Origin of the sequence: Limnospira indica PCC 8005 (assembly GCF_000973065.1) — a bacterium.
In the GTDB taxonomy this organism is placed as follows: Bacteria; Cyanobacteriota; Cyanobacteriia; order Cyanobacteriales; family Microcoleaceae; genus Limnospira; species Limnospira fusiformis.
In genome coordinates this window covers 1127428-1147797 of record NZ_FO818640.1, presented here as the reverse complement: position 1 = coordinate 1147797, position 20370 = coordinate 1127428, and the positions used below count along the sequence as shown (strand labels likewise).

General features: G+C 44.3%; 14 protein-coding genes and 1 pseudogene. 4 read left to right on the top strand and 11 right to left on the bottom strand.

Annotation, left to right across the window (positions count from 1 at the left end; all coding sequences use genetic code 11):
- Positions 1–40: 40 nt before the first annotated feature.
- From psb28 to XZ46_RS38215, 3 genes and pseudogenes are all read right to left on the bottom strand, one after another.
- Positions 41–376, bottom strand: coding sequence for a photosystem II reaction center protein Psb28 (gene psb28, locus XZ46_RS04935; protein WP_006621246.1), 336 nt, complete (start codon positions 374–376; stop codon positions 41–43).
- A gap of 181 nt (positions 377–557) precedes the next feature.
- On the bottom strand, positions 558–1550 hold the full coding sequence (locus XZ46_RS04930) for a PRC-barrel domain-containing protein (protein ID WP_006621247.1): 993 nt from the start codon (positions 1548–1550) through the stop codon (positions 558–560).
- A gap of 51 nt (positions 1551–1601) precedes the next feature.
- Positions 1602–1863 (bottom strand): annotated as a pseudogene (locus XZ46_RS38215) (chromosome segregation protein SMC); the annotation flags it as partial.
- A gap of 3268 nt (positions 1864–5131) precedes the next feature.
- On the opposite strand from XZ46_RS38215, the gene XZ46_RS04920 reads away from it, so the two are divergent.
- Positions 5132–5431 carry a hypothetical protein gene (locus XZ46_RS04920; RefSeq protein ID WP_048894935.1) on the top strand — a complete coding sequence of 100 codons (300 nt, stop codon included), beginning with the start codon at positions 5132–5134 and terminating at the stop codon, positions 5429–5431.
- 121 nt (positions 5432–5552) lie between these two features.
- On the opposite strand, the gene XZ46_RS37470 is transcribed toward XZ46_RS04920, so the two are convergent.
- A complete protein-coding gene (locus tag XZ46_RS37470; protein ID WP_257720188.1) occupies positions 5553–5687 on the bottom strand; it encodes a hypothetical protein in 135 nt (44 codons plus the stop codon).
- Entirely contained in the window at positions 5688–9287 is a 3600-nt protein-coding gene (smc, locus tag XZ46_RS04915) for a chromosome segregation protein SMC (protein WP_008057476.1), read from the bottom strand.
- Positions 9288–9546: 259 nt separating this feature from the next.
- Between smc and XZ46_RS04910 the strand changes: the two genes are divergently transcribed.
- Complete coding sequence (locus XZ46_RS04910) at positions 9547–10179, top strand: GNAT family N-acetyltransferase (RefSeq protein ID WP_008057477.1); 633 nt, start codon at positions 9547–9549, stop codon at positions 10177–10179.
- A gap of 45 nt (positions 10180–10224) precedes the next feature.
- On the opposite strand, the gene XZ46_RS04905 is transcribed toward XZ46_RS04910, so the two are convergent.
- Both XZ46_RS04905 and XZ46_RS04900 read right to left on the bottom strand, forming a co-directional pair.
- The gene (locus XZ46_RS04905) at positions 10225–12270 is read right to left on the bottom strand and encodes an ABC1 kinase family protein (protein WP_048894934.1); all 2046 of its coding nucleotides are present in this window, start codon (positions 12268–12270) and stop codon (positions 10225–10227) included.
- 63 nt (positions 12271–12333) lie between these two features.
- The gene (locus tag XZ46_RS04900; protein ID WP_008052857.1) at positions 12334–12762 is read right to left on the bottom strand and encodes a hypothetical protein; all 429 of its coding nucleotides are present in this window, start codon (positions 12760–12762) and stop codon (positions 12334–12336) included.
- 328 nt (positions 12763–13090) lie between these two features.
- On the opposite strand from XZ46_RS04900, the gene XZ46_RS04895 reads away from it, so the two are divergent.
- A complete protein-coding gene (locus XZ46_RS04895) occupies positions 13091–13924 on the top strand; it encodes a hypothetical protein (RefSeq protein ID WP_228116486.1) in 834 nt (277 codons plus the stop codon).
- Between the two features lie 768 nt (positions 13925–14692).
- Here the strand turns inward: XZ46_RS04895 and XZ46_RS33855 are convergent.
- Complete coding sequence (locus tag XZ46_RS33855; RefSeq protein ID WP_008057439.1) at positions 14693–14908, bottom strand: hypothetical protein; 216 nt, start codon at positions 14906–14908, stop codon at positions 14693–14695.
- A gap of 219 nt (positions 14909–15127) precedes the next feature.
- Between XZ46_RS33855 and XZ46_RS37465 the strand changes: the two genes are divergently transcribed.
- Entirely contained in the window at positions 15128–15253 is a 126-nt protein-coding gene (locus XZ46_RS37465; RefSeq protein WP_008057441.1) for a hypothetical protein, read from the top strand.
- Between the two features lie 63 nt (positions 15254–15316).
- Here XZ46_RS37465 and XZ46_RS04885 read toward each other — a convergent pair whose 3' ends face one another.
- From XZ46_RS04885 to XZ46_RS04875, 3 genes are read right to left on the bottom strand one after another with little or no spacing between them, the layout of a single operon-like run.
- Positions 15317–15697 (bottom strand): response regulator transcription factor, encoded by a 381-nt coding sequence (locus XZ46_RS04885; protein ID WP_006621258.1) that lies wholly within the window; start codon positions 15695–15697, stop codon positions 15317–15319.
- A gap of 19 nt (positions 15698–15716) precedes the next feature.
- The gene (locus XZ46_RS04880; protein WP_006669861.1) at positions 15717–17129 is read right to left on the bottom strand and encodes an adenylate/guanylate cyclase domain-containing protein; all 1413 of its coding nucleotides are present in this window, start codon (positions 17127–17129) and stop codon (positions 15717–15719) included.
- A complete protein-coding gene (locus XZ46_RS04875; protein ID WP_008057444.1) occupies positions 17119–20367 on the bottom strand; it encodes a response regulator in 3249 nt (1082 codons plus the stop codon). Before XZ46_RS04875 ends, XZ46_RS04880 begins: the two co-directional genes overlap by 11 nt.
- Positions 20368–20370: the final 3 nt, after the last annotated feature.

Sequence of the window (20370 nt, the reverse complement as noted above, 5' to 3'; positions counted from 1 at the left end):
ATAGTCATGACGGTGGGAGTTTCCATAACTACCGGATATGTTAGGACTTATTGAATTGTAAACCGTTTTCTTCAGCATAGCGACCCATAAATCGCATAAACCTATCCCACTCTTCAGGGCTTCTCATTAAGTAAGTCGCCTCAATATCGGTAGCTTTACCATTAATGAATTTTCCCTTAACTTCACGAGTGACAATTTCTCCTTCCTCGTCAATCAAATACATCCCAGTAATTTCCTCAGTCGCATCATCAGCCAAAGCCTTGGGATTTTGGAAACGAAATGTAGCCGTTCCTTGGCTACCATCTCGGGAACGAGTCAATCGCACATCTGGGATTACTTCTTCGTCAACTCCCCGTGAAAATTGAATTGAAGCCATAAATAACTATGCAGTCAAATACTAAACATTTGCCAGCTTAACATTTTTCGATCGCCCCTGTCTCCCTAAAAAAACAGACTCTGGCGCTACATAGCTACCACATTTTGCAAAATTTGTCAACCCCCAAATGGGAATCCCACGCCATGACATGATCGGAATATTTAGCGTGGGAGCAGGTTAGTTAGTAGCCGCCGGGTTCTTCCTCATATTCCGGCATTTTCTTTTTGTCAGGAATATTGACACGGGGGGCTTTATAAGGTTTAGGGGTTTCATCATCAGCCCAAGCATCAGACTCCACATCATCCTCATATTCATACTGATATTCTCGGGCATAGAGACGTTCTTGGCGGGGCGGTTCTATCGGCACATATTCCGCATCATCATAATCATCTCGTTCAGCATCTCCCCAGTTATCATCTTCATAATCATCATAAACTGGTTCAGGCTGTCTAACGGGGGGAGGGGCGATCGCCTCTTGCCAGGTTTCTTCTTCTTCCCAGGCTTCCTCAACCGGGGCGGGGGTGCGATATTGTTGTTGTGGTGGTGCTTGAGGAACACCAGTACCCAATTGGTTAGCAGGTTTAACCGTGGGGGGATAATACATTCCTTCTTCTTCGCGGTTCCAGGGTGCTTCACCCAGTCCGAGACGTTCCAGAACACCGACCGTCAACTGTTGAAGTTGATCTTCCGAGCCTTCAAAGACAATTAAGCGGTTCGGACCACTACTAACGATCGCATCTATGGAAAGTTCATAGGTACTAATAACCTGATCTGGAATTTGTGGGAAACCCAGAGAGGCAATAATAATGGATTCGAGCTTACCATCACGGGTATCGAAGCGGAAGCCCCGCACTCGTCCGAGGGGTTCTCCGGTTTCTGTAATTACCTCACTGTTGATCAAATCGCTGTAACCTTCTATATCAACATCATCTTCAAGAACCTGGTCGTTATCCACCAAGATCACGTCGCCGATCTCACAGATCCTGTTGAGATAGATGTATTTAGGGAGTCCAGCCACAGCCAGAAAATTGTCTCGCAACCCCAGGGCTACAATTTCTCGTCGGTCCACATCAACCCACAACTGGCTAACGACTCCTAGTCGCTTACCGCGATCGCGGGTAATCACTTGAGTGCCGAGAAGATCGGAACGTTGGCGGATATGTTCAGATGTCATACTTGGCTAAATTTAATTCCAAACGTAAATATATGTTACCGGGTCAACTTACTACAGTTTGATACCCAGAACCTGAGTATAAGCCCCCCTAGCTTGTGTGACCCCAGGTCTGCTGGGAGGCTTCCATCATTGGGCGACGCAGACTAACCACAATAAACTGGGCTTGTTCTGCTTCTCCTTTAATCATTTTAGCTAATAGTTCCACATTTGCCCCGTCGAAGAACATATCGACCTCATCGAAGGCATAAAATGGGGAGGGTCGGTAAGGCTGGAGGGCTGTTAGGGACTTCTCCCCTCCCGACATATAAGCCATGTAGGTTGGGTGAAACCCAACTACTGGGTAGGTTGGGTGAAACCCAACATCACTGATAGGGTGAAACCCAACATAACTGAGAGATGTTGTTGTTGGGTTCCGTACCTCCACCCAACCTACTAAATAGGCGATCGCCTTACCTCCTGGGTAGGTTGGGTGAAACCCAACATAACTGAGAGATGTTGTTGTTGGGTTCCGTACCTCCACCCAACCTACTAAATAGGCGATCGCCTTACCTCCTGGGTAGGTTGGGTGAAACCCAACATAACTGAGAGATGTTGTTGTTGGGTTCCGTACCTCCACCCAACCTACTAAATAAGCTCGCCGCCGAAATGCGATCGCCCTACTCACTTTCGATAAATTCGAGCTGGGTAGGTTGGGTGAAACCCAACATAACTGAGAGATGTTGTTGTTGGGTTCCGTACCTCCACCCAACCTACTAAATAAGCTCGGCGCCGAAATGCGATCGCCCTACTCACTTTCGGTAAATTCGAGCTGGGTAGGTTGGGTGAAACCCAACATAACTGAGAGATGTTGTTGTTGGGTTCCGTACCTCCACCCAACCTACTAAATAAGCTCGCCGCCGAAATGCGATCGCCCTACTCACTTTCGATAAATTCGAGCTGGGTAGGTTGGGTGAAACCCAACATAACTGAGAGATGTTGTTGTTGGGTTCCCGTACTCCACCCAACCTACTAAATAAGCTCGGCGCCGAAATGCGATCGCCCTACTCACTTTCGATAAATTCGAGCTGGGTAGGTTGGGTGAAACCCAACATAACTGAGAGATGTTGTTGTTGGGTTCCGTACCTCCACCCAACCTACTAAATAAGCTCGCCGCCGAAATGCGATCGCCCTACTCACTTTCGATAAATTCGAGCTGGGTAGGTTGGGTGAAACCCAACATAACTGAGAGATGTTGTTGTTGGGTTCCGTACCTCCACCCAACCTACTAAATAAGCTCGCCGCCGAAATACGATCGCCCTACTCACTTTCGGTAAATTCGAGCTGGGTAGGTTGGGTGAAACCCAACATAACTGAGAGATGTTGTTGTTGGGTTCCGTACCTCCACCCAACCTACTAAATAAGCTCGCCGCCGAAATACGATCGCCCTACTCACTTTCGGTAAATTCGAGCTGGGTAGGTTGGGTGAAACCCAACATAACTGAGAGATGTTGTTGTTGGGTTCCGTACCTCCACCCAACCTACTAAATAAGCTCGCCGCCGAAATGCGATCGCCCTACTCACTTTCGATAAATTCGAGCTGGGTAGGTTGGGTGAAACCCAACATAACTGAGAGATGTTGTTGTTGGGTTCCGTACCTCCACCCAACCTACTAAATAAGCTCGGCGCCGAAATGCGATCGCCCTACTCACTTTCGATAAATTCGAGCTGGGTAGGTTGGGTGAAACCCAACATAACTGAGAGATGTTGTTGTTGGGTTCCGTACCTCCACCCAACCTACTAAATAAGCTCGGCGCCGAAATGCGATCGCCCTACTCACTTTCGATAAATTCGAGCTGGGTAGGTTGGGTGAAACCCAACATAACTGAGAGATGTTGTTGTTGGGTTCCGTACCTCCACCCAACCTACTAAATAAGCTCGGCGCCGAAATGCGATCGCCCTACTCACTTTCGATAAATTCGAGCTGGGTAGGTTGGGTGAAACCCAACATAACTGAGAGATGTTGTTGTTGGGTTTCGTACCTCCACCCAACCTACTAAATAAGCTCGCCGCCGAAATGCGATCGCCCTACTCACTTTCGATAAATTCGAGCTGGGTAGGTTGGGTGAAACCCAACATAACTGAGAGATGTTGTTGTTGGGTTCCGTACCTCCACCCAACCTACTAAATAAGCTCGGCGCCGAAATGCGATCGCCCTACTCACTTTCGGTAAATTCGAGCTGGGTAGGTTGGGTGAAACCCAACATAACTGAGAGATGTTGTTGTTGGGTTCCGTACCTCCACCCAACCTACTAAATAAGCTCGCCGCCGAAATGCGATCGCCCTACTCACTTTCGATAAATTCGAGCTGGGTAGGTTGGGTGAAACCCAACATAACTGAGAGATGTTGTTGTTGGGTTCCCGTACTCCACCCAACCTACTAAATAAGCTCGGCGCCGAAATGCGATCGCCCTACTCACTTTCGATAAATTCGAGCTGGGTAGGTTGGGTGAAACCCAACATAACTGAGAGATGTTGTTGTTGGGTTCCCGTACTCCACCCAACCTACTAAATAAGCTCGGCGCCGAAATGCGATCGCCCTACTCACTTTCGATAAATTCGAGCTGGGTAGGTTGGGTGAAACCCAACATAACTGAGAGATGTTGTTGTTGGGTTCCGTACCTCCACCCAACCTACTAAATAAGCTCGCCGCCGAAATACGATCGCCCTACTCACTTTCGGTAAATTCGAGCTGGGTAGGTTGGGTGAAACCCAACATAACTGAGAGATGTTGTTGTTGGGTTCCGTACCTCCACCCAACCTACTAAATAAGCTCGCCGCCGAAATGCGATCGCCCTACTCACTTTCGATAAATTCGAGCTGGGTAGGTTGGGTGAAACCCAACATAACTGAGAGATGTTGTTGTTGGGTTCCGTACCTCCACCCAACCTACTAAATAAGCTCGCCGCCGAAATGCGATCGCCCTACTCACTTTCGATAAATTCGAGCTGGGTAGGTTGGGTGAAACCCAACATAACTGAGAGATGTTGTTGTTGGGTTCCGTACCTCCACCCAACCTACTAAATAAGCTCGGCGCCGAAATGCGATCGCCCTACTCACTTTCGATAAATTCGAGCTGGGTAGGTTGGGTGAAACCCAACATAACTGAGAGATGTTGTTGTTGGGTTCCGTACCTCCACCCAACCTACTAAATAAGCTCGGCGCCGAAATGCGATCGCCCTACTCACTTTCGATAAATTCGAGCTGGGTAGGTTGGGTGAAACCCAACATAACTGAGAGATGTTGTTGTTGGGTTTCGTACCTCCACCCAACCTACTAAATAAGCTCGCCGCCGAAATGCGATCGCCCTACTCACTTTCGATAAATTCGAGCTGGGTAGGTTGGGTGAAACCCAACATAACTGAGAGATGTTGTTGTTGGGTTCCGTACCTCCACCCAACCTACTAAATAAGCTCGCCGCCGAAATGCGATCGCCCTACTCACTTTCGAGGAATTCGAGGAAAGCGCAGGAAAGATTTTTATAAAATTCAGGAAACCATAAAATGAATCCCACCAATCCGCCTATTCCATAACATATTGTTATTATGGTTAATCCTAGCGCTGCATCAGAGGCTCCGGCCGCCTCAAACACCAAATATAAAAATAGACCCGCACAAGCACCCAACATTGCAAAAAAACCAGCGGCCGTCCATAACACAAAAATATTTACTAAAATAGCAAATACCAAACATAAGAAACGTGATAACACAGGGGTTCTTGCCATAAAAACGACTATTCAAACTAAAATTAAAATCGCATTAAAAACCCACATAACATCACCTCAATTGCTGTCTATTATCTTCAATCTACCTGATGATAAAGTTTTCGGGTTTAGCGATATCTAAGTCTCCTCAGACTTCAGTCATAAGACAGAAGAGAATAATATTGAGTCCTCAATTGTTTAGAGATATGTCCAGTATGGTTAATGAATTTGCAATTGTCAAGTATAGTGAAAATTTTTGTGACTTATTGTAAAGTAAAATACATTAAATCACCTTTTAGGAAATGCGATCGCTTTACCTCCCCACTGAGAGATGTTGGTGTTGGGTTTCGTACCTCCACCCAACCGACCCGGTGCGATCGCCTTACCTCTAAAAACACTTACGATAATTTGATACCCAGAACCTGAGTATAAGCCCCCCTAGCTTGTGTAACTCCAATCGTCCGCTGGGAGGCTTCCATCATGGGGCGACGCAGACTAACCACAATAAACTGGGCTTGTTCTGCTTGTCCTTTAATCATTTTAGCTAATCGTTCCACATTCGCTCCGTCCAAGAACATATCCACCTCATCGAAGGCATAAAATGGGGAGGGTCGGTAACGCTGGAGGGCAAAAATAAAACTTAGCGCCGTTAGGGACTTCTCCCCTCCCGACATAGAAGTTAGTCGCTGTACAGGCTTACCCTTGGGGTGAGCCACTAAATTTAGACCGCTATTAAAGGGGTCTTCTGGGTCATCAATTTGTAAATATCCATCTCCCTCCGACAATTCGGCAAAAATGGTTTGGAAGTTTTGGTTAACTGCATCAAAGGCTTCCTGAAAAGCGCGACGGCGGAGAGTCGTAAAGTTTTCAATGCGTAATAGTAGCTCTGTCCTCTCCCCGTGTAGGGTAGCCAATTTTTGGCTTAACTCCTCTAGGCGGGTAGTAGTATGCTCGTACTCTTCCAAGGCTAACATATTCACAGGTTCTAGATCTTCCATCCCCTTGGTCAGGGATTTAATCTCTCGTTGGAGGGTAGCTAGATCCAGTTTTTCGGGAATGGTCGGTAGTGGGTCGGGAAGTTCAGCTTTTTGGGTCTCTAGCTGTTGCTGTTTAATGTTCAGTTGTTCACGCCGTCCCTGTTGGGTTTCCTCAAGTTTCTGGATCTGCCATTCCAACTGCGACTGGGCGGTTTGCATTTCCCGTAGTTGTGCTTCCGCGCGATCGCGTTCTTGTTTGGCGGTTCCCAAACGTTGCTCAACCTGGGAGATGGCTGCGCGGGTTTGGCTAATTTGGCTATTGATGGTGGTGATGCGGTTTTGGGTGTCCGTGATTTGTTGGTTAAGGGACTGTTGCTGCTGCTGGAAGTCGGCGGCGCGGAGATGGTCGGCTGCTAATTTTTCGCCCAGGGCGGCTGTAGTGGTCTCAATGTACCCTAACCGCTGTTGAACCTCTCGCAGAGCCGTTTCTTGGGCTTGTAGGTGCGCTTCTTGTTGGCGGAGGCGAACTTGTATCTGTTGCCATTCCGTGTGGCTGTTGGTTCTTTCCAATTGGGCTAGGGTTTCCCGATCGCTTTGTAGTTGTTGTTCTGCGGCGGGAATGGTGCTATCTAGTGCTGCTAGACGTTCCCTGGCGGTGGATAATTCTTGCTGGGCGGTGTTTAGTTGCGATCGTGTTTGTTCTATGGTGGTGGTGATAGCCACAATTTGCGACTGGACTTGAGCCACCTGTTGGGTAGCCTCTCGCAGATTTTGTTTAGCCTCGATTAATTCCGCAGAACGTTGTTTAACAGTTTGTGTGCCTTCTGTAATAGCTTGATGGCAACGGGTGAGGATACGTTCTATTTCCGCTAATCTTTCTTTGAGAGAGGCGATCGCACCAGTGGCGGCTCTAAGTTGATTATCTGCACTGCCAAAGTGTAGGCTAGAACGGGATGTGCTACTGCCCCCGGTCATGGCTCCACTAGATTCTAACAATTCCCCATCTAATGTCACCATCCGATATTGTCCCAGATAGCGCCGGGCTTGATTTAGGGACTTAAATACTAAGGTTGTGCCAAACACATATACGAAAATGTGATGATAAGGGCGATCGTATTCAATTAAATTTACTGCCAGGTCTACTAAGCCATCCAGAGTCGCCAGGGTGTCCGTTTCCATTCTCTCTGATGATGGTCTGATTTTGTTGAGGGGGAGAAACGTAGCCCGTCCGGCTTTTTGTCGTTTCAACAGGGCGATCGCTTCCGCCGCCACCGTATCATCTTCCACCACTATATGCCCTAATCTACCTCCCGCCGCAATGTCTAGGGCTAGTTGGTATTGAGGCTCTACCCTCCCCAACTGACAGACCAAACCACAGACCCCAGTTAACCCCGCTTTTTGAATCGCCATGGTCGCATAGGTCCCCGCCGCCTCCGCTCGGGCTTGTTGTTCAGCTTCTAGGCGGTCTAGCTTGCGTTGACGTTCCCGCTGTTCTTCTAATAAGCGGTTAAGGGTGTCTTGTTGGACAGACAGATCTTCTTCTACCGCCGTAACTATCCGCGAGAGAGACTCTACCTGAGCCGTCGCCTCGCTAACCCCACTGGTTGCCCTTTGCAGGGTTTGCTGGTGGGTAGTTAATTCCCCTTGTAAAGATTCTAGCGCCTGTTCCCTTTCCTGGGTTTGGCGCGCCAACTGTTCCGCCCTCTCCCGCAGTCTCGCTTGTTCTGTCTTTTGGGGGTTCAGGCTTTTTTGCAAGGCTTCTATTTGGCGGTGTAGGTCCGTCTGTTGTACCATCCAACTTTCCGCTTGGTTGGCTATTTGGTCCGCTTCCCTACGGGTTTGGTTAAGGCTAGTTTCTGCCACATGGCGATCGCTTTCCCGTTGTTGTTCTAACTCGGTTTCCGTCTTTTTTTGGGCTTGCAAATTAGCCAGGGTTTGGCTATGTTCTTCAATAGCCGCTTGAGTTTGTCCGAGCTGCTCACTCGCCTTTTGCGCCGCCGTTTCCAATTCCCGCCGCCTTTGCTGCTGAGAAGCCAATTCCGCTTCCTGGGTAGCCAGGGTAGACTGGAGTTGCAGCAGTTCCTCTTCCCCCATGGCTTTTACTAGAGCGTTTAATGCTTCCAGGGTAGTGGTTGCTTGTTTAATTTGGCTTTGCTGCAACTGGAATTGTTCCGTCAATTCACTATGACTGCGATCGCCTGCTTCTATTTGTTCCCTGTACCGCCAGAGTTGTTGTTGTAGGGTTTGATAGTTTAGTACCGCCCACCAAAGGCTTTTTTCCTGTAATTCAGCTTTCAGTTGCTGATATTTCATAGCTTGGGCGCGGTCCTTCGCTAGGCGATCGCGTTGGCTAATAAGTTCCTGTTCAACTATGCGGCTACGTTCCTCCCGTTCCTTCACTGTATCCAGTTTTTCCCGCGCTAGAACAATTTTGCGATCGAATTGTGCCACTCCCGCCAGTTCGTCGATAATTTCCCGCCTTTCCCTGGGTTTCATCGTGATAATACCCGTCACGTCTCCCTGAAGCACCACGTTATAACCTTCTGGGTAGATCCGCAGACGGTTTAGTTGTTCGTGTAGTTCTGTTTGCGTACAGGGTTCCCCATTAATGTAGTAGGTGGAGGTATAAGTTCCCTGTTTCGTCACCCGCAATTTCCGGGTCACACTCCATTCCCCCTCAGCTACCAGTCCCCTTGCTCCCGTTTCTCCCTCCCCTTCCAGTTCCGTCGGTTCCTCTTCTAGTTCTGCAAATGTTAGGTCTGATAGGTCAAAGGTAACCGTAACCCGAGTTTCTACCGTCGTTTTCCGGCTTTGGGAATTATTCACCAAATCAGGTAATCTTTCCGCGCGCATTCCTTTCGAGGAAGACAGACCTAGCGCGAATAATAGAGCATCAAGAATGTTGGATTTCCCAGAACCATTCGGTCCAGACACCACAGTAAACCCCGGTAGCAGGGGAATTGATGTAGTGCCACCGAAGGATTTAAAGTTGGTAAGTTCCACGCGCTTAATGTGAACCATTGAGGCTGGTTAAGATTGCCAATCAGGTATTATAGGGGTTTACCCATTAGGGTAGCATATATGGTTAGTGGCTTTTTCCGTAATCGTGCTAACATGGGGACCTGTGAAAGGCTAGGAAGGTAGATTATGGAAGATACGGCCCTACTTGATGGGATTATCGGCTTTTTGGCGATCGCTATTTTGGTCGGGGGTCTCATTTTACTGTTTCAAGGGGTTTCTTCGATTAAGTAGGATATCAACTGGGAGTTAATTGATTAGTATGTCCGAGGTCGAGTTCCAACAAATTACCCTCGAAAATCCTGATTTTGCCAAGGCGATCGCACTCTATCAACAGAGTTTTTTACCCCAGGAAATCATCCCCATTCCCATCATATCCCGGTCGCTCAAGTTAGGCAATATTCAACTATGGGGGGGATATTATCAGCAAGAATTTGCCCTGATGTCCATTGTCCATCCTCTGCCAAATTCCGAATTTGTTTTGTTAGGATATTTAGCCACCGTTCCCCATTTAAGAAACATTAAAATCGGTTCTCGGTTTTTAGAGTATATTATCAATGTGGTTCAACAGGATGATAAATCACTTATCCTAGAGGTGGAACATCCAGATTTTGGCGAAAATCGCGAGTTGAAACAGCGCCGCGTTGCCTTTTATCGAAGGTTAGGCGCTAAGATATTTCAGGATATTATCTACATTTTTCCTGCCTTAGATGGCACTACAACCACCGAAATGATGTTAATGATTATCGGCGAAAAACATCATGACAAGTTACCCCAAACCCTTGTACAGCAGTTAATCCGCGACTTATATTCAGAGGTCTATAACTGCAATCCTGATGACTCGATTTTTAATTGGATTGCAGATATAAAACACGACATTAATTTGGTTAGTTAGTCGTCATTGTAATTACCTGTGATAATAGGGCGGGTCAATTAATCATTAATTATCAAACCGAAAGGCGGCGGGGAGAGATAATTGTGGGAAAGGTTTAACCTCAGCGGGTTTAGCCGAATTTCCGTTTTGGGATGCGGGGTTAGATTCATCCGAGGCTAACATCTCTCGAAGGAGACGAGCGATCGCTCTTTGTGCTAAATCTCCCGCGACCTGCTGACTCAAATCTCGGACTTCCGGTTTTCCTAATAAGTTGGGAACCCGCTGGACTAATAGCATGGGGTCGAAACCTTTAGTTTCCTGAAGAATAGCAATAATCCGCTGAACATGATCAAGATTTTTGCTGTCAGTTTCTGATACTGGCTTGACCGGTGTTTTAGTCTTAACCCCCATCCATTGAGCAATAGTCCTTTGTGCTTTAGCGATCGCACTTTGGGAAGCCAAATCAATATTATTAACCAGTTCCCGCGCCAGATTTTCTCGGATAAACTCTCCTCTTTCCGAGAACAGGAAATCTAAAGTCTGATCCAGAACCTTATTGATATCATAATCATCGCTATTTTTAGCATTTTTCAGCAAATTTTCCAAACGATTCCACCGGAAGGAACCATCTTTAAATAGTAGTAGGCGCAGAGAAGTTCGCAACTCTGGCGATGGGTCACTTAACAAGCGTTTGGCTACATAAGGATAGGCTTTGCTGAGAACTTTAAAATTGGGGTCTACATTAATCGCAATTCCCTCTAAAGTTACCAGCGATCGGATAATTAGCGCATAATAAGCCGGAACCTTAAACGGGTACTCATACATCAAAGCCGAAAGTTCATCGGTAATGCTTTTAAAATTCAACTCGGCTACACTAGCACCCAAAGCATTATTAAAAACTTCCCCTAAAGCTGGGATAATCGGGGTTAGGTCAGTGTCAGGACTCAAAAACTCCAGTTTTACATAGTCGTTGGCTAAACCTTCAAAATCCCGATTAACTAGATGCACCACTGCTTCTAGTAGACCATAACGCTGATAGGGTTTAACCTCGCTCATCATCCCGAAATCGAGATAAACTAACTTGCCATCTGGACTAGCCAGCAAGTTTCCGGGGTGAGGGTCAGCATGAAAAAAGCCATGTTCTAGGAGTTGACGGAGGGAACATTGCACCCCCACTTCAATCAAATAACGAGCATCAATTCCCTGAGCCGCAATTTCTTCTAAATTCGTGAGTTTGGTTCCCGTCACCCACTCCATTGTTAGCACCCGCCGTCCGGTATATTCCCAATAGATACGGGGTACATAAATATCTTTTAAATGTCCGTAGAGTTCTTGGAAGCGTTCCGCATTATGGCCTTCTTGGTTGTAGTCCATTTCTTCATAAATGCGACTCCCCAACTCATCCATAATCGCTACTAAGTCGCTGCGAATAAATTTAAAGTTTTGGTTGGCCCAAATTGCCAAAGTTCGCAGAATATAAATATCTAGTCCTATTCTTTCGCACAGGTCAGGACGCTGAACTTTGACGGCTACAGTTTCACCTGTTTTCAGTTTGCCTTTATAAACTTGTCCCAGGGACGCGGCGGCGAGGGGGTCGCGGCTAAGTTCAGCATAGATGTTTTCCGGTCGATCGCCTAATTCCTCTTCAATAAACCGATAGGCTACTTCGTTGGGGAAGGGGGGTAATTGGTCCTGGAGTTTGGTTAATTCCTCAAGATATAGTGGCGGTACTAAATCAGGACGGGTTGATAAGGCTTGTCCGATTTTGATGAAGGCTGGACCGAGTTCCGTCAGCAGGTTTCGCAGTTGAATGGCTCGTTTTCGCTGATTACGATCGCCTCTAGCAAATCGGCGATCGCTCCAAATTCCCCAATACCAGAATCCTAGTTTCCAGATAATTGACAACAGGCGACCCCAAACCTCAAAAATCCGCGAACGATAATGATTGGCGATCGCTTCGGGGTCATAACGCAATAAGACATCCTCCGAGTTGGCTGGTGTATCTATGGTTTCCGAGTAGTTCACATCAATAGCCTCGGTTTCGAGTGCTTTCGGCGTTAGTGAGTTGGAGTCAGCCTCGGACAATGTAGGCAACACTGGTTTAGCTGTCATGTAAATCTTGGTTAGGGTCTGATTGTGATTGTAAACTATCTTAACAAATTTTCAGCTAAAGTTCTAACCGTGTTGAATTGACTCTCGCATCAATCTATGACATAGATTAAGTAAATGACTACGGCTGTTGACGGGAACCCTGGGAGGAGGTGATTCGGAGTTTGGCCAATCTTTTAAGTCAAAACAGGGACAGCAGGGTGTTGGCATACCGTGAATGCGGACCGGAATAGGTATTGCACACCTAGCGCAGTCCATGATTTCCCATTCTGGTGTCAGCAGTTCTGCTATGGTCTCATTGGTTCCCTCTAGGTAGCAGTCGCCAGACTCTGGACTTAAAATTTGTTCCCAGCACTTCTCGAATTCTCGGCTATAGCGATCGCCTGTAATCGTGGGTAATGGTAGTTGAGTTTGGTTGCCGTTATTCAGGACAACCTTTTTGCCTAACTGAAACCAGTAGGCTAGGTATTGTTTCACTTGGTTTTCGGAAGCCATAATTTTTGTTCCTGGTTGCCATTTATCTTTGCCAATTGGGAGAATTTCCGACTCCTATTGATTATTTTAGCTTAAAAAAGATGATGTCGGGGAGATTTCAACATTTAATAATATTTAAGTTTTGGCGCGAATGAGTAATCATTGATTATCATTACTGTAGCACTATCAATCAGTGTTTTTACGGATTTGTTGAACCGTATAAGCAGATTTGACCAGGGAATTTTCCGTAATTTCCACATTGCCTAGTTTATGGTATGCGGCTTAAAATGAATTTACTGGCAACAGTAGACAGTTGTTGCCAACGGCTCAATTAACGAGGAATCTTAGGATGAGTACGGCTTTCTCTGTTTTAGACCTAGCCAAACAAGGGGATATTAATGCGATCGCTACATTAATTAAAAACAAACTAGAATCGAAAGGTATTCGGGTAAAGTTTGACTGTGTTCAAGGAGACATTAAGTTATTTTTAGAATCTTCCCAACTGGGAGGAAAAACCGTAGGGGATGCTGTTTATAAGTATGTGGAAGCCAGCAAGTTTAACTTACAGTCTATTAACTATATAAAAATCTATAAGACGAATGAAGGTCGTTGGAAATTAGTTTATCGAGTCGAAGTTGAGCAGAAGAAGACTGACAATGTAATCCCGTTAAAATTCAACTCCCCACCGACTCTTAGCACACCAGAAATAAACGGTAATTCTTCCGACTTACTCCCTCTGAAACAAGACTTGGAGCAGTTACACGAATCTGTCAAAACTGAAATTAACCGTCTGTCTAAAATTTCATCCCAATTAGAAAGGGTGTTACAGGTATTAGAACCTAAGATTCCTTCACCTGAACCCGTAAAAACCAACCAAGAACCGACCGAATTAATTAACTGGCTAGAACAACTGGAGATTAAAGTTAACAGTAGTAATCAACCTAGTGATTCAGATGATGTGCTAAATCAACTAGCTGATATCATTGGTAATAACTACCAAAATTTAAGCAGATTACATCAAGCGATCGTCCAGAGTATTTGTAGCCGGACTCCTTTTCATCTCAACTTATCAAATGGTACTCACTCAGAGATATCTCAATCGACACAATTATGTAATAAGCTAAGTCGTCTCAGCTTTCTGTCAACCTATCACTATAATAAAAATACTGTGCGAGACGTTTAGGAGTCAAATAAGGCTGCAATGCCTGAAATAACCTCCTAGAGGGCAATTAGACCTTCAACCAGTCTAACCCCTTAACTGTATATATGTCCCGACGCTTAGAGTGCTTAGAGTATAGACTAAGCATAGACTAAGCAAGGCAGGGAACTCAAGGTCAATCCCATATAAGAAATCACAGAATACACTATTTATCCTCCAAGTATACTATAAGGAGGAGTATTTAACCCACTTGGGGTGATTTGGGAAAGAGTAAAGGCGATAGCCACCCCCAGTTTCAGAAATCACAAATCTGGGATTGAAGCGGGGAACGGAAGGCGTAAGGGAAACCTATTCCCAATCCGACCACTGCCAACCATCCATGATTAGGGAAACCAAATGTCTGGCTTGAACCACCGTAAGTATTAAGTAGCGAAATAGGTTGACACGCTGCGCTCAAAAGAGTAAGGGGAAAAGTAGGGTACTGTTATCAACACCTACACAGACTTTTAAAATGTACCCCGGTGGATAGGACAAATCTAAAGATGGAATGCCCATATATACGGAACGTTGAAACCCCTGTTGGGCTCTCTACGAGTACATCTCGTAGAGTAGTGAAAAGTGTAAGCGCAAGCTCATAAGGGGAAGGGATGTGACTGAAAGCCAATGCCTAACTGTAATGGTTGGGATATGCCCACTAGTCACGGTGTGGATATAGAGACTGCGATAAGTAAGAGTTTAATGGCGAAAGCGAGTTTAAAGACTAACGCAAGCATATAGCTCCCAAAGTTGAAGTCATAAAGCAGGGGGTCGTAACCTTGTTCCTTTGACAAAGAGGGTATCCACATCAGGAGCCGTGTGCTGGGAAACTCGCAAGCACGGTTTTGAATTGGAGTTGGGAAAGGTGACTTTCCCTTCGACCATAACAGAACCATTTCCGGTCAAGTTGACCCCCAAGGACAAATCATCAATTTCTTTAATGGTATTTGGTTTGAGAGGTTTATTTACCACAAAATCACCAATTTATTTAATGAGTATAATCTGAGCTATCAGTGCTTAATTAATCCCAAGCTAGAATTTGCGAATGGAAATGTATTTGAGTTAGATTTTCTATTTTGGGTTAACCAACAAGTTCTCTGGGTTGAATGCAAATCAGGTAAAAATTATAACCCGACTATCAGTACCTATGAGAATCATAGAAATTCCCTAGAATTACCGAAAGAATCGTCGATGATGGTATTATTACAAGCAGATACACAACAAACAGGAGATCTGACTACACTGCGAGGCTTAACCATTGTGAATCCTGATAATTGCATTGATAAAATTAAACAAACTCTCAACTTAGATAGTTAAGAGCAAGTGGGAATCTATTTTTTTTAGTTAGGGGTTAGGTGCTAAAGTCCGCGTGATTAGCGGTTAACACATCCCTAGGATTTCCATGGACTTTTCTAGGACTTCATCAGGGTCAAAAGGCTTAGTCATATACAAATTGGCTCCCACCTTTTCACCCTGTTGTTTATCAAATTCCTGACCTTTAGCAGTGAGCATAATCACAAAAACATCAGATAATCCCAGTTCATTTTTGACGGCGTTACAGACATCAAAACCATTCATTTTCGGCATCATCACATCCAGAAAAATTAAATCCGGCTTTTGTTCTTTGATAATGGCTAACGCCGCCTCACCATTATCAGCAATTAATAATTCTACACCCTCATCTTCTAGTTCTTCCAAAGTTTGTTGAAGCAATAGCCTGATATGAGGTTCATCATCTACAATTAAAATACTTGGTGACATCAGCTTTTCCCTAAACTCCTCAATATAACACTTCAAAGACTTCTATCTTATTTTTTTTACCTTTGAGCTTAACAATACCCACCTCTTTAAAAGAGAAATCATTTTGTGTTGCATCATATATACTACGTCCTACCAGTATTTGTCTACCCTTGGCCAAAGATTGTAATCGAGAGGCCACATTAACCTCATCTCCGATCGCAGTATAATCAACGTGATGGGGTGAGCCAATATTCCCAACCACCACCTCGCCGGAACTAATACCAATTCCGGTATGAAAATTGTCTCGAATCCAATGATTAGAGATTTCTTGTAAGCGATTTTGCATTCCAATGGCGGCTTCTATGGCTCGTTGTTCACAATTAGTCAGACTAGCGGGAGCGCCAAACATACAAACCATCATATCTCCGACAAACTTATTGACAGTCCCCCCATGTTCAAAAATGACATTAACCATCTCTTCAAAATAAATATTCAAATATTCGACAATTTTTTCCGGTGGCAATTCTTCGCACTTAGTGGTAAAATCGCGGATATCAGCAAATAAAATCACTAAATTTTTGCGGCAGTTTTTCAGCAAATTTTCATCTTTGGAGTTAATGACAGCCTCGACTAACTGAGGTGACATATATCTTTCCAAGTTGCTTTTAATCCGTTCTTCCTGCAATCGATATTCATGAAATCGGATATTTTCAATAGCATTAGCCGCCTGAGATGCGATCGCTGTCAATAGCTTTAAGTCACTAGCATTATAGGAGACAGATTGAGTGCTGAATAAAACAATAAACCCCAAAATCCGGTTTTGATGTTTGAGAGGCGAAAATAACAGAGCCGATATTTGGGAAGCCATGAAAGCAAAGCGAAAATCATAAGCAATATTATTAATAATTTCCGGCTGAGTAAAATCAAAAATAGCATCGGCAATTTTCTCAGCCAAGGGATAACTCAGTTGAGAAGATTCACCAGATACTACAATCATTTGACACTGTTGATTTGGTGGATTGTCCTGATTACAAGTCATCACAAAACCGCCAGTAGCTCGAATGGCTTGCATAGCTTCTTCTAAAATCAGTAAAGCCAAAGATTTATTATCCAAAACGGCACTCAATTTTTCCGAAATTCGGTAAAGCAGATTAATTTCCTTGTACCTTTCCAAGGTTTCATGAGCCAAAGTTTTCCGTTCCCATTCTCGATTAACTAAATAAGTGAGGAGGGAAGCGACTGTGGCGGCTTGTCGATCGCCTTCCACCCAACCAATAGATTGATTATGAAGTAAAATCGGATAAGTTTCTGTAGGGAGTGGTTGAAGGTTCCCCAATAGACAATTACCCTCATGGTCAAAAATAGAAATCGAGCCATTATTCAACTTAATCATTTCATCGATAATTGAGGCAATATCAGGAAAACGTAAAATTTGTTTAAGTTTAATCTTCATGGTTGCTACGGGAGTCTTCTAACAAAAATAGAAAGATATTAGCTAGTTCTTTTTCAAACTTAAAACTACGGACTAAATTATACTTTTTGGAAAATTCCGCATTAGCAATAACTAAATCTGGTTTCATGGCTCGAATTTGAGGCAAAAACTCTTCCTCCCCTTGGGTCTGAGATACAAGATAACCTTGAGTTTTTAGGACTTCATTTAAAATCTCAAGGGTAGAAATATCGCGATCGACAATTAACACCCGTTTAGGAGACTCTCCACGAGCAAACAAAGATTTAACTTCTTGTAATAAAGTTTCTTGAGCCACTGGCTTAGTTAGGTATTTATCAACCCCTACCTGATAGCCACGACTAACTGAGTCATCAGCAGAGACAACCAAAATAGGAATATGCTGAGTTTCCGGGTCATGTTTTAAAATAGCTGCCACATCAAAACCATTAATCTCCGGCATAATAATATCAAGAATTACTAAATCTGGTGGATTTTGTTTAATTTGACTAATGGCTTCTCGACCATCTTTCGCCAAGCGGACATTATAGCCTTCCGCATCTAATTCTTGACGCAATAACTCTCTAATACTTGGGTCATCATCCACGATTAAAATAGTCTTTTTATGTTCTCCTATGGACTGATTATCCTGATATTTTTCATTAGTTAGGTGATTAATTAAAGATTGTAAATCGAGGGTTTTAACAGCGTTTTCAATGTCTTTAACGTCAGGTAAAGGCAAGGTAAAATAGAAGGTACTACCCACTCCCACCTGACTTTCTACCCAAATCGACCCGCCGTGATGCTGGATAATTTCTTGGCAAATTGGCAAGCCTAAACCAGTTCCTTGCGGTTTATTGGTTAAGGTATTACCTACCTGTTTAAATTTCTCAAAAACTTGTTCTCTATCAGCAGCATCAATACCACAACCTGTGTCTTTTACGGAAACCTTAATCACGGAATTAACCGCCATTAATTCTAAGGTTACATTACCTGTTTCGGTGAATTTGACAGCATTAGAAATTAAGTTAATAAAAACCTGCATTAATTTATCATTGTCTCCCATAATATCGGGGAGATTTTCGGGAATATTAACAATTAATTTAATGGGCTTGTTATTAAATAAAGAAGTAGTGGCAGATATGGCTCGTTCTACTACGGTTTTGATAGATAAGGGTTCTATATGCCATTCGGTCTTACCAGCTTCCATTTTAGCAATATCAAGCACATCATTAATTAGATTGGTTAATCGTATGCCTTCGGAAACAATAATATCTACATTACTAGCGACTTGATTAACGGCTCTATTGATTTTCTTATCATCAGTTTTAATGAAGGGGAAAATCACATCATCGAGTTTTTTCTGAATCAATTTAGCAAACCCTAAAACAGAGGTTAAAGGTGTTCTTAATTCGTGGGATACGGTGGAGATAAAATCAGTTTTCATCCGATCTATTTCTTTTTCGGCTGTAATATCCCTAAATAATACGACTGAACCAATATATATTAATTCTTCTGAACCTGATGGGGAAGATACCTGTTTAAGTACACCCTTAGCGACGGCTTGACCAATGCGATCGCCTTCTAATTTCACCTCTCCCCCGAAAGCATCCAGAGGTTTAGCTTTAGACTGCAAAAGCAAATCCATCACATCCCCATCAAAGGCTTCGCTGCACAATTTACCGCGTATATCCACATCTCCCAAATCAAACAAATTAGCCAAAGCGGGATTAGTGCGAGTAATTTTACCTTCGGTATCAGTGACTAACAATCCATCAGCAATGTGGTCAATAATTGAAGTCAGATTAGCCAAAGTTTCCTGAAGTTCAACGGTAGCCATTTTCACCCTTTCTTCTAAATATTGATTAGCATCAGATAACTGTTGATTAAACTCTTTGATATCAGTAATCATCTGATTAAAAGTCCGAGCCAAAATCCCAATTTCGTCTTGAGTTAAAACGGGTGCTTGACAGTCAAAGTTGCCATCAGAAACTTTTAACGCAGTCTCAGTAATCGCCAGAATGGGCTGGGTAATTTTCCTGGTTAACAGATAGACAGCAATCAACAGTAAACTGATGGAAGTCAACCCTAGTAACAAGATATCTTTAGCAAGTCGATTAGCGGGAGCAAAGGCTTCTTGTTGTTCCATTTCGGCAATCAAAGCCAAATTTTGCTTCTCTAACCAGGTATATACCCCAATCACGGGAATACCATCATAATTGCGATAAATACCCTCTCCGGTTTCTCCCCGCAAAGCTGCATCAATTCCGGGACTGCTAACAGCTTGGATCAGTTTTTCTTCTCCGATTTGGTGACTAGAAATCAAAGCGCTTTGGCTTTCTAAACGACCGACCAAATAAGTTTCGCCACTGTTTCCTAAACCCGCCCTTTTTCGGATAATTTCATCGATGCTATTCAGGTTCAAATCTAGTGCAATGACAGCTATACGTTGATTTTCTGGGGGTAAATTAATATTGCTGGTTGATTGCACCAATTGTTCTAGGGTAGGGCGATCGGGTTGTCCAGTTACTGGGAGTCCATAGGCATTTTGAGCGTTTTCGATCGCTGTTTGGGTTTGCAGACCCCATATATTATCAATGGAACCATTATAAAACCCTCCGTTAGCCAACAGGGTTTGAATAGCAAGGATATCGTCTAACTCTGGTATATCGAGGGTGGCGCTAGTGGAAGAGGTAGGACGAAAAACGGGGGCGGCTAGGGTGATCATGGGTCGCCCAGTTTTGGTGGAGGTGTAAAAATTAGGACGGACTCGATCGCCTGACTCTATGCTGTCAAAATAGGTGGTGGTATTACCTAGAGGTTGATAGTTTCCGATAATGGTGGGGTCGGTAGAATAGATGATAATTCCGGCGGTAGTCAGTAGGGAAATGCGATCAATTTCGGGTTTGAGGGCGAGGAGGTGAGTTAATTCTTGGTTGATGATCTCTTGGGCTTGGGCTTTTTGGGCTTGTGTGGCGTTGGGGTCTACCAGAATTGCGGCTTGAGTCCTGACGGTTAAGTTACTAGCTGTAGCTAGGGTTTCTCGGCGTTGATTTTCGGCCCATTTGTTGACCTGATGGGCTTTAAGGGAGGTGGCGACTTGCAATCGTTCAAAAACTGATTGTTTCAGGGACTCCCGCGCGCGGATATTAACAGTAAAGCTAACCAGCCCAACGGTGACACCGGAAAGTAGAAAAAAGTAACCCACCAATTTTGACAGTAGGCTTTGATTGAGGAGTTTCATTTG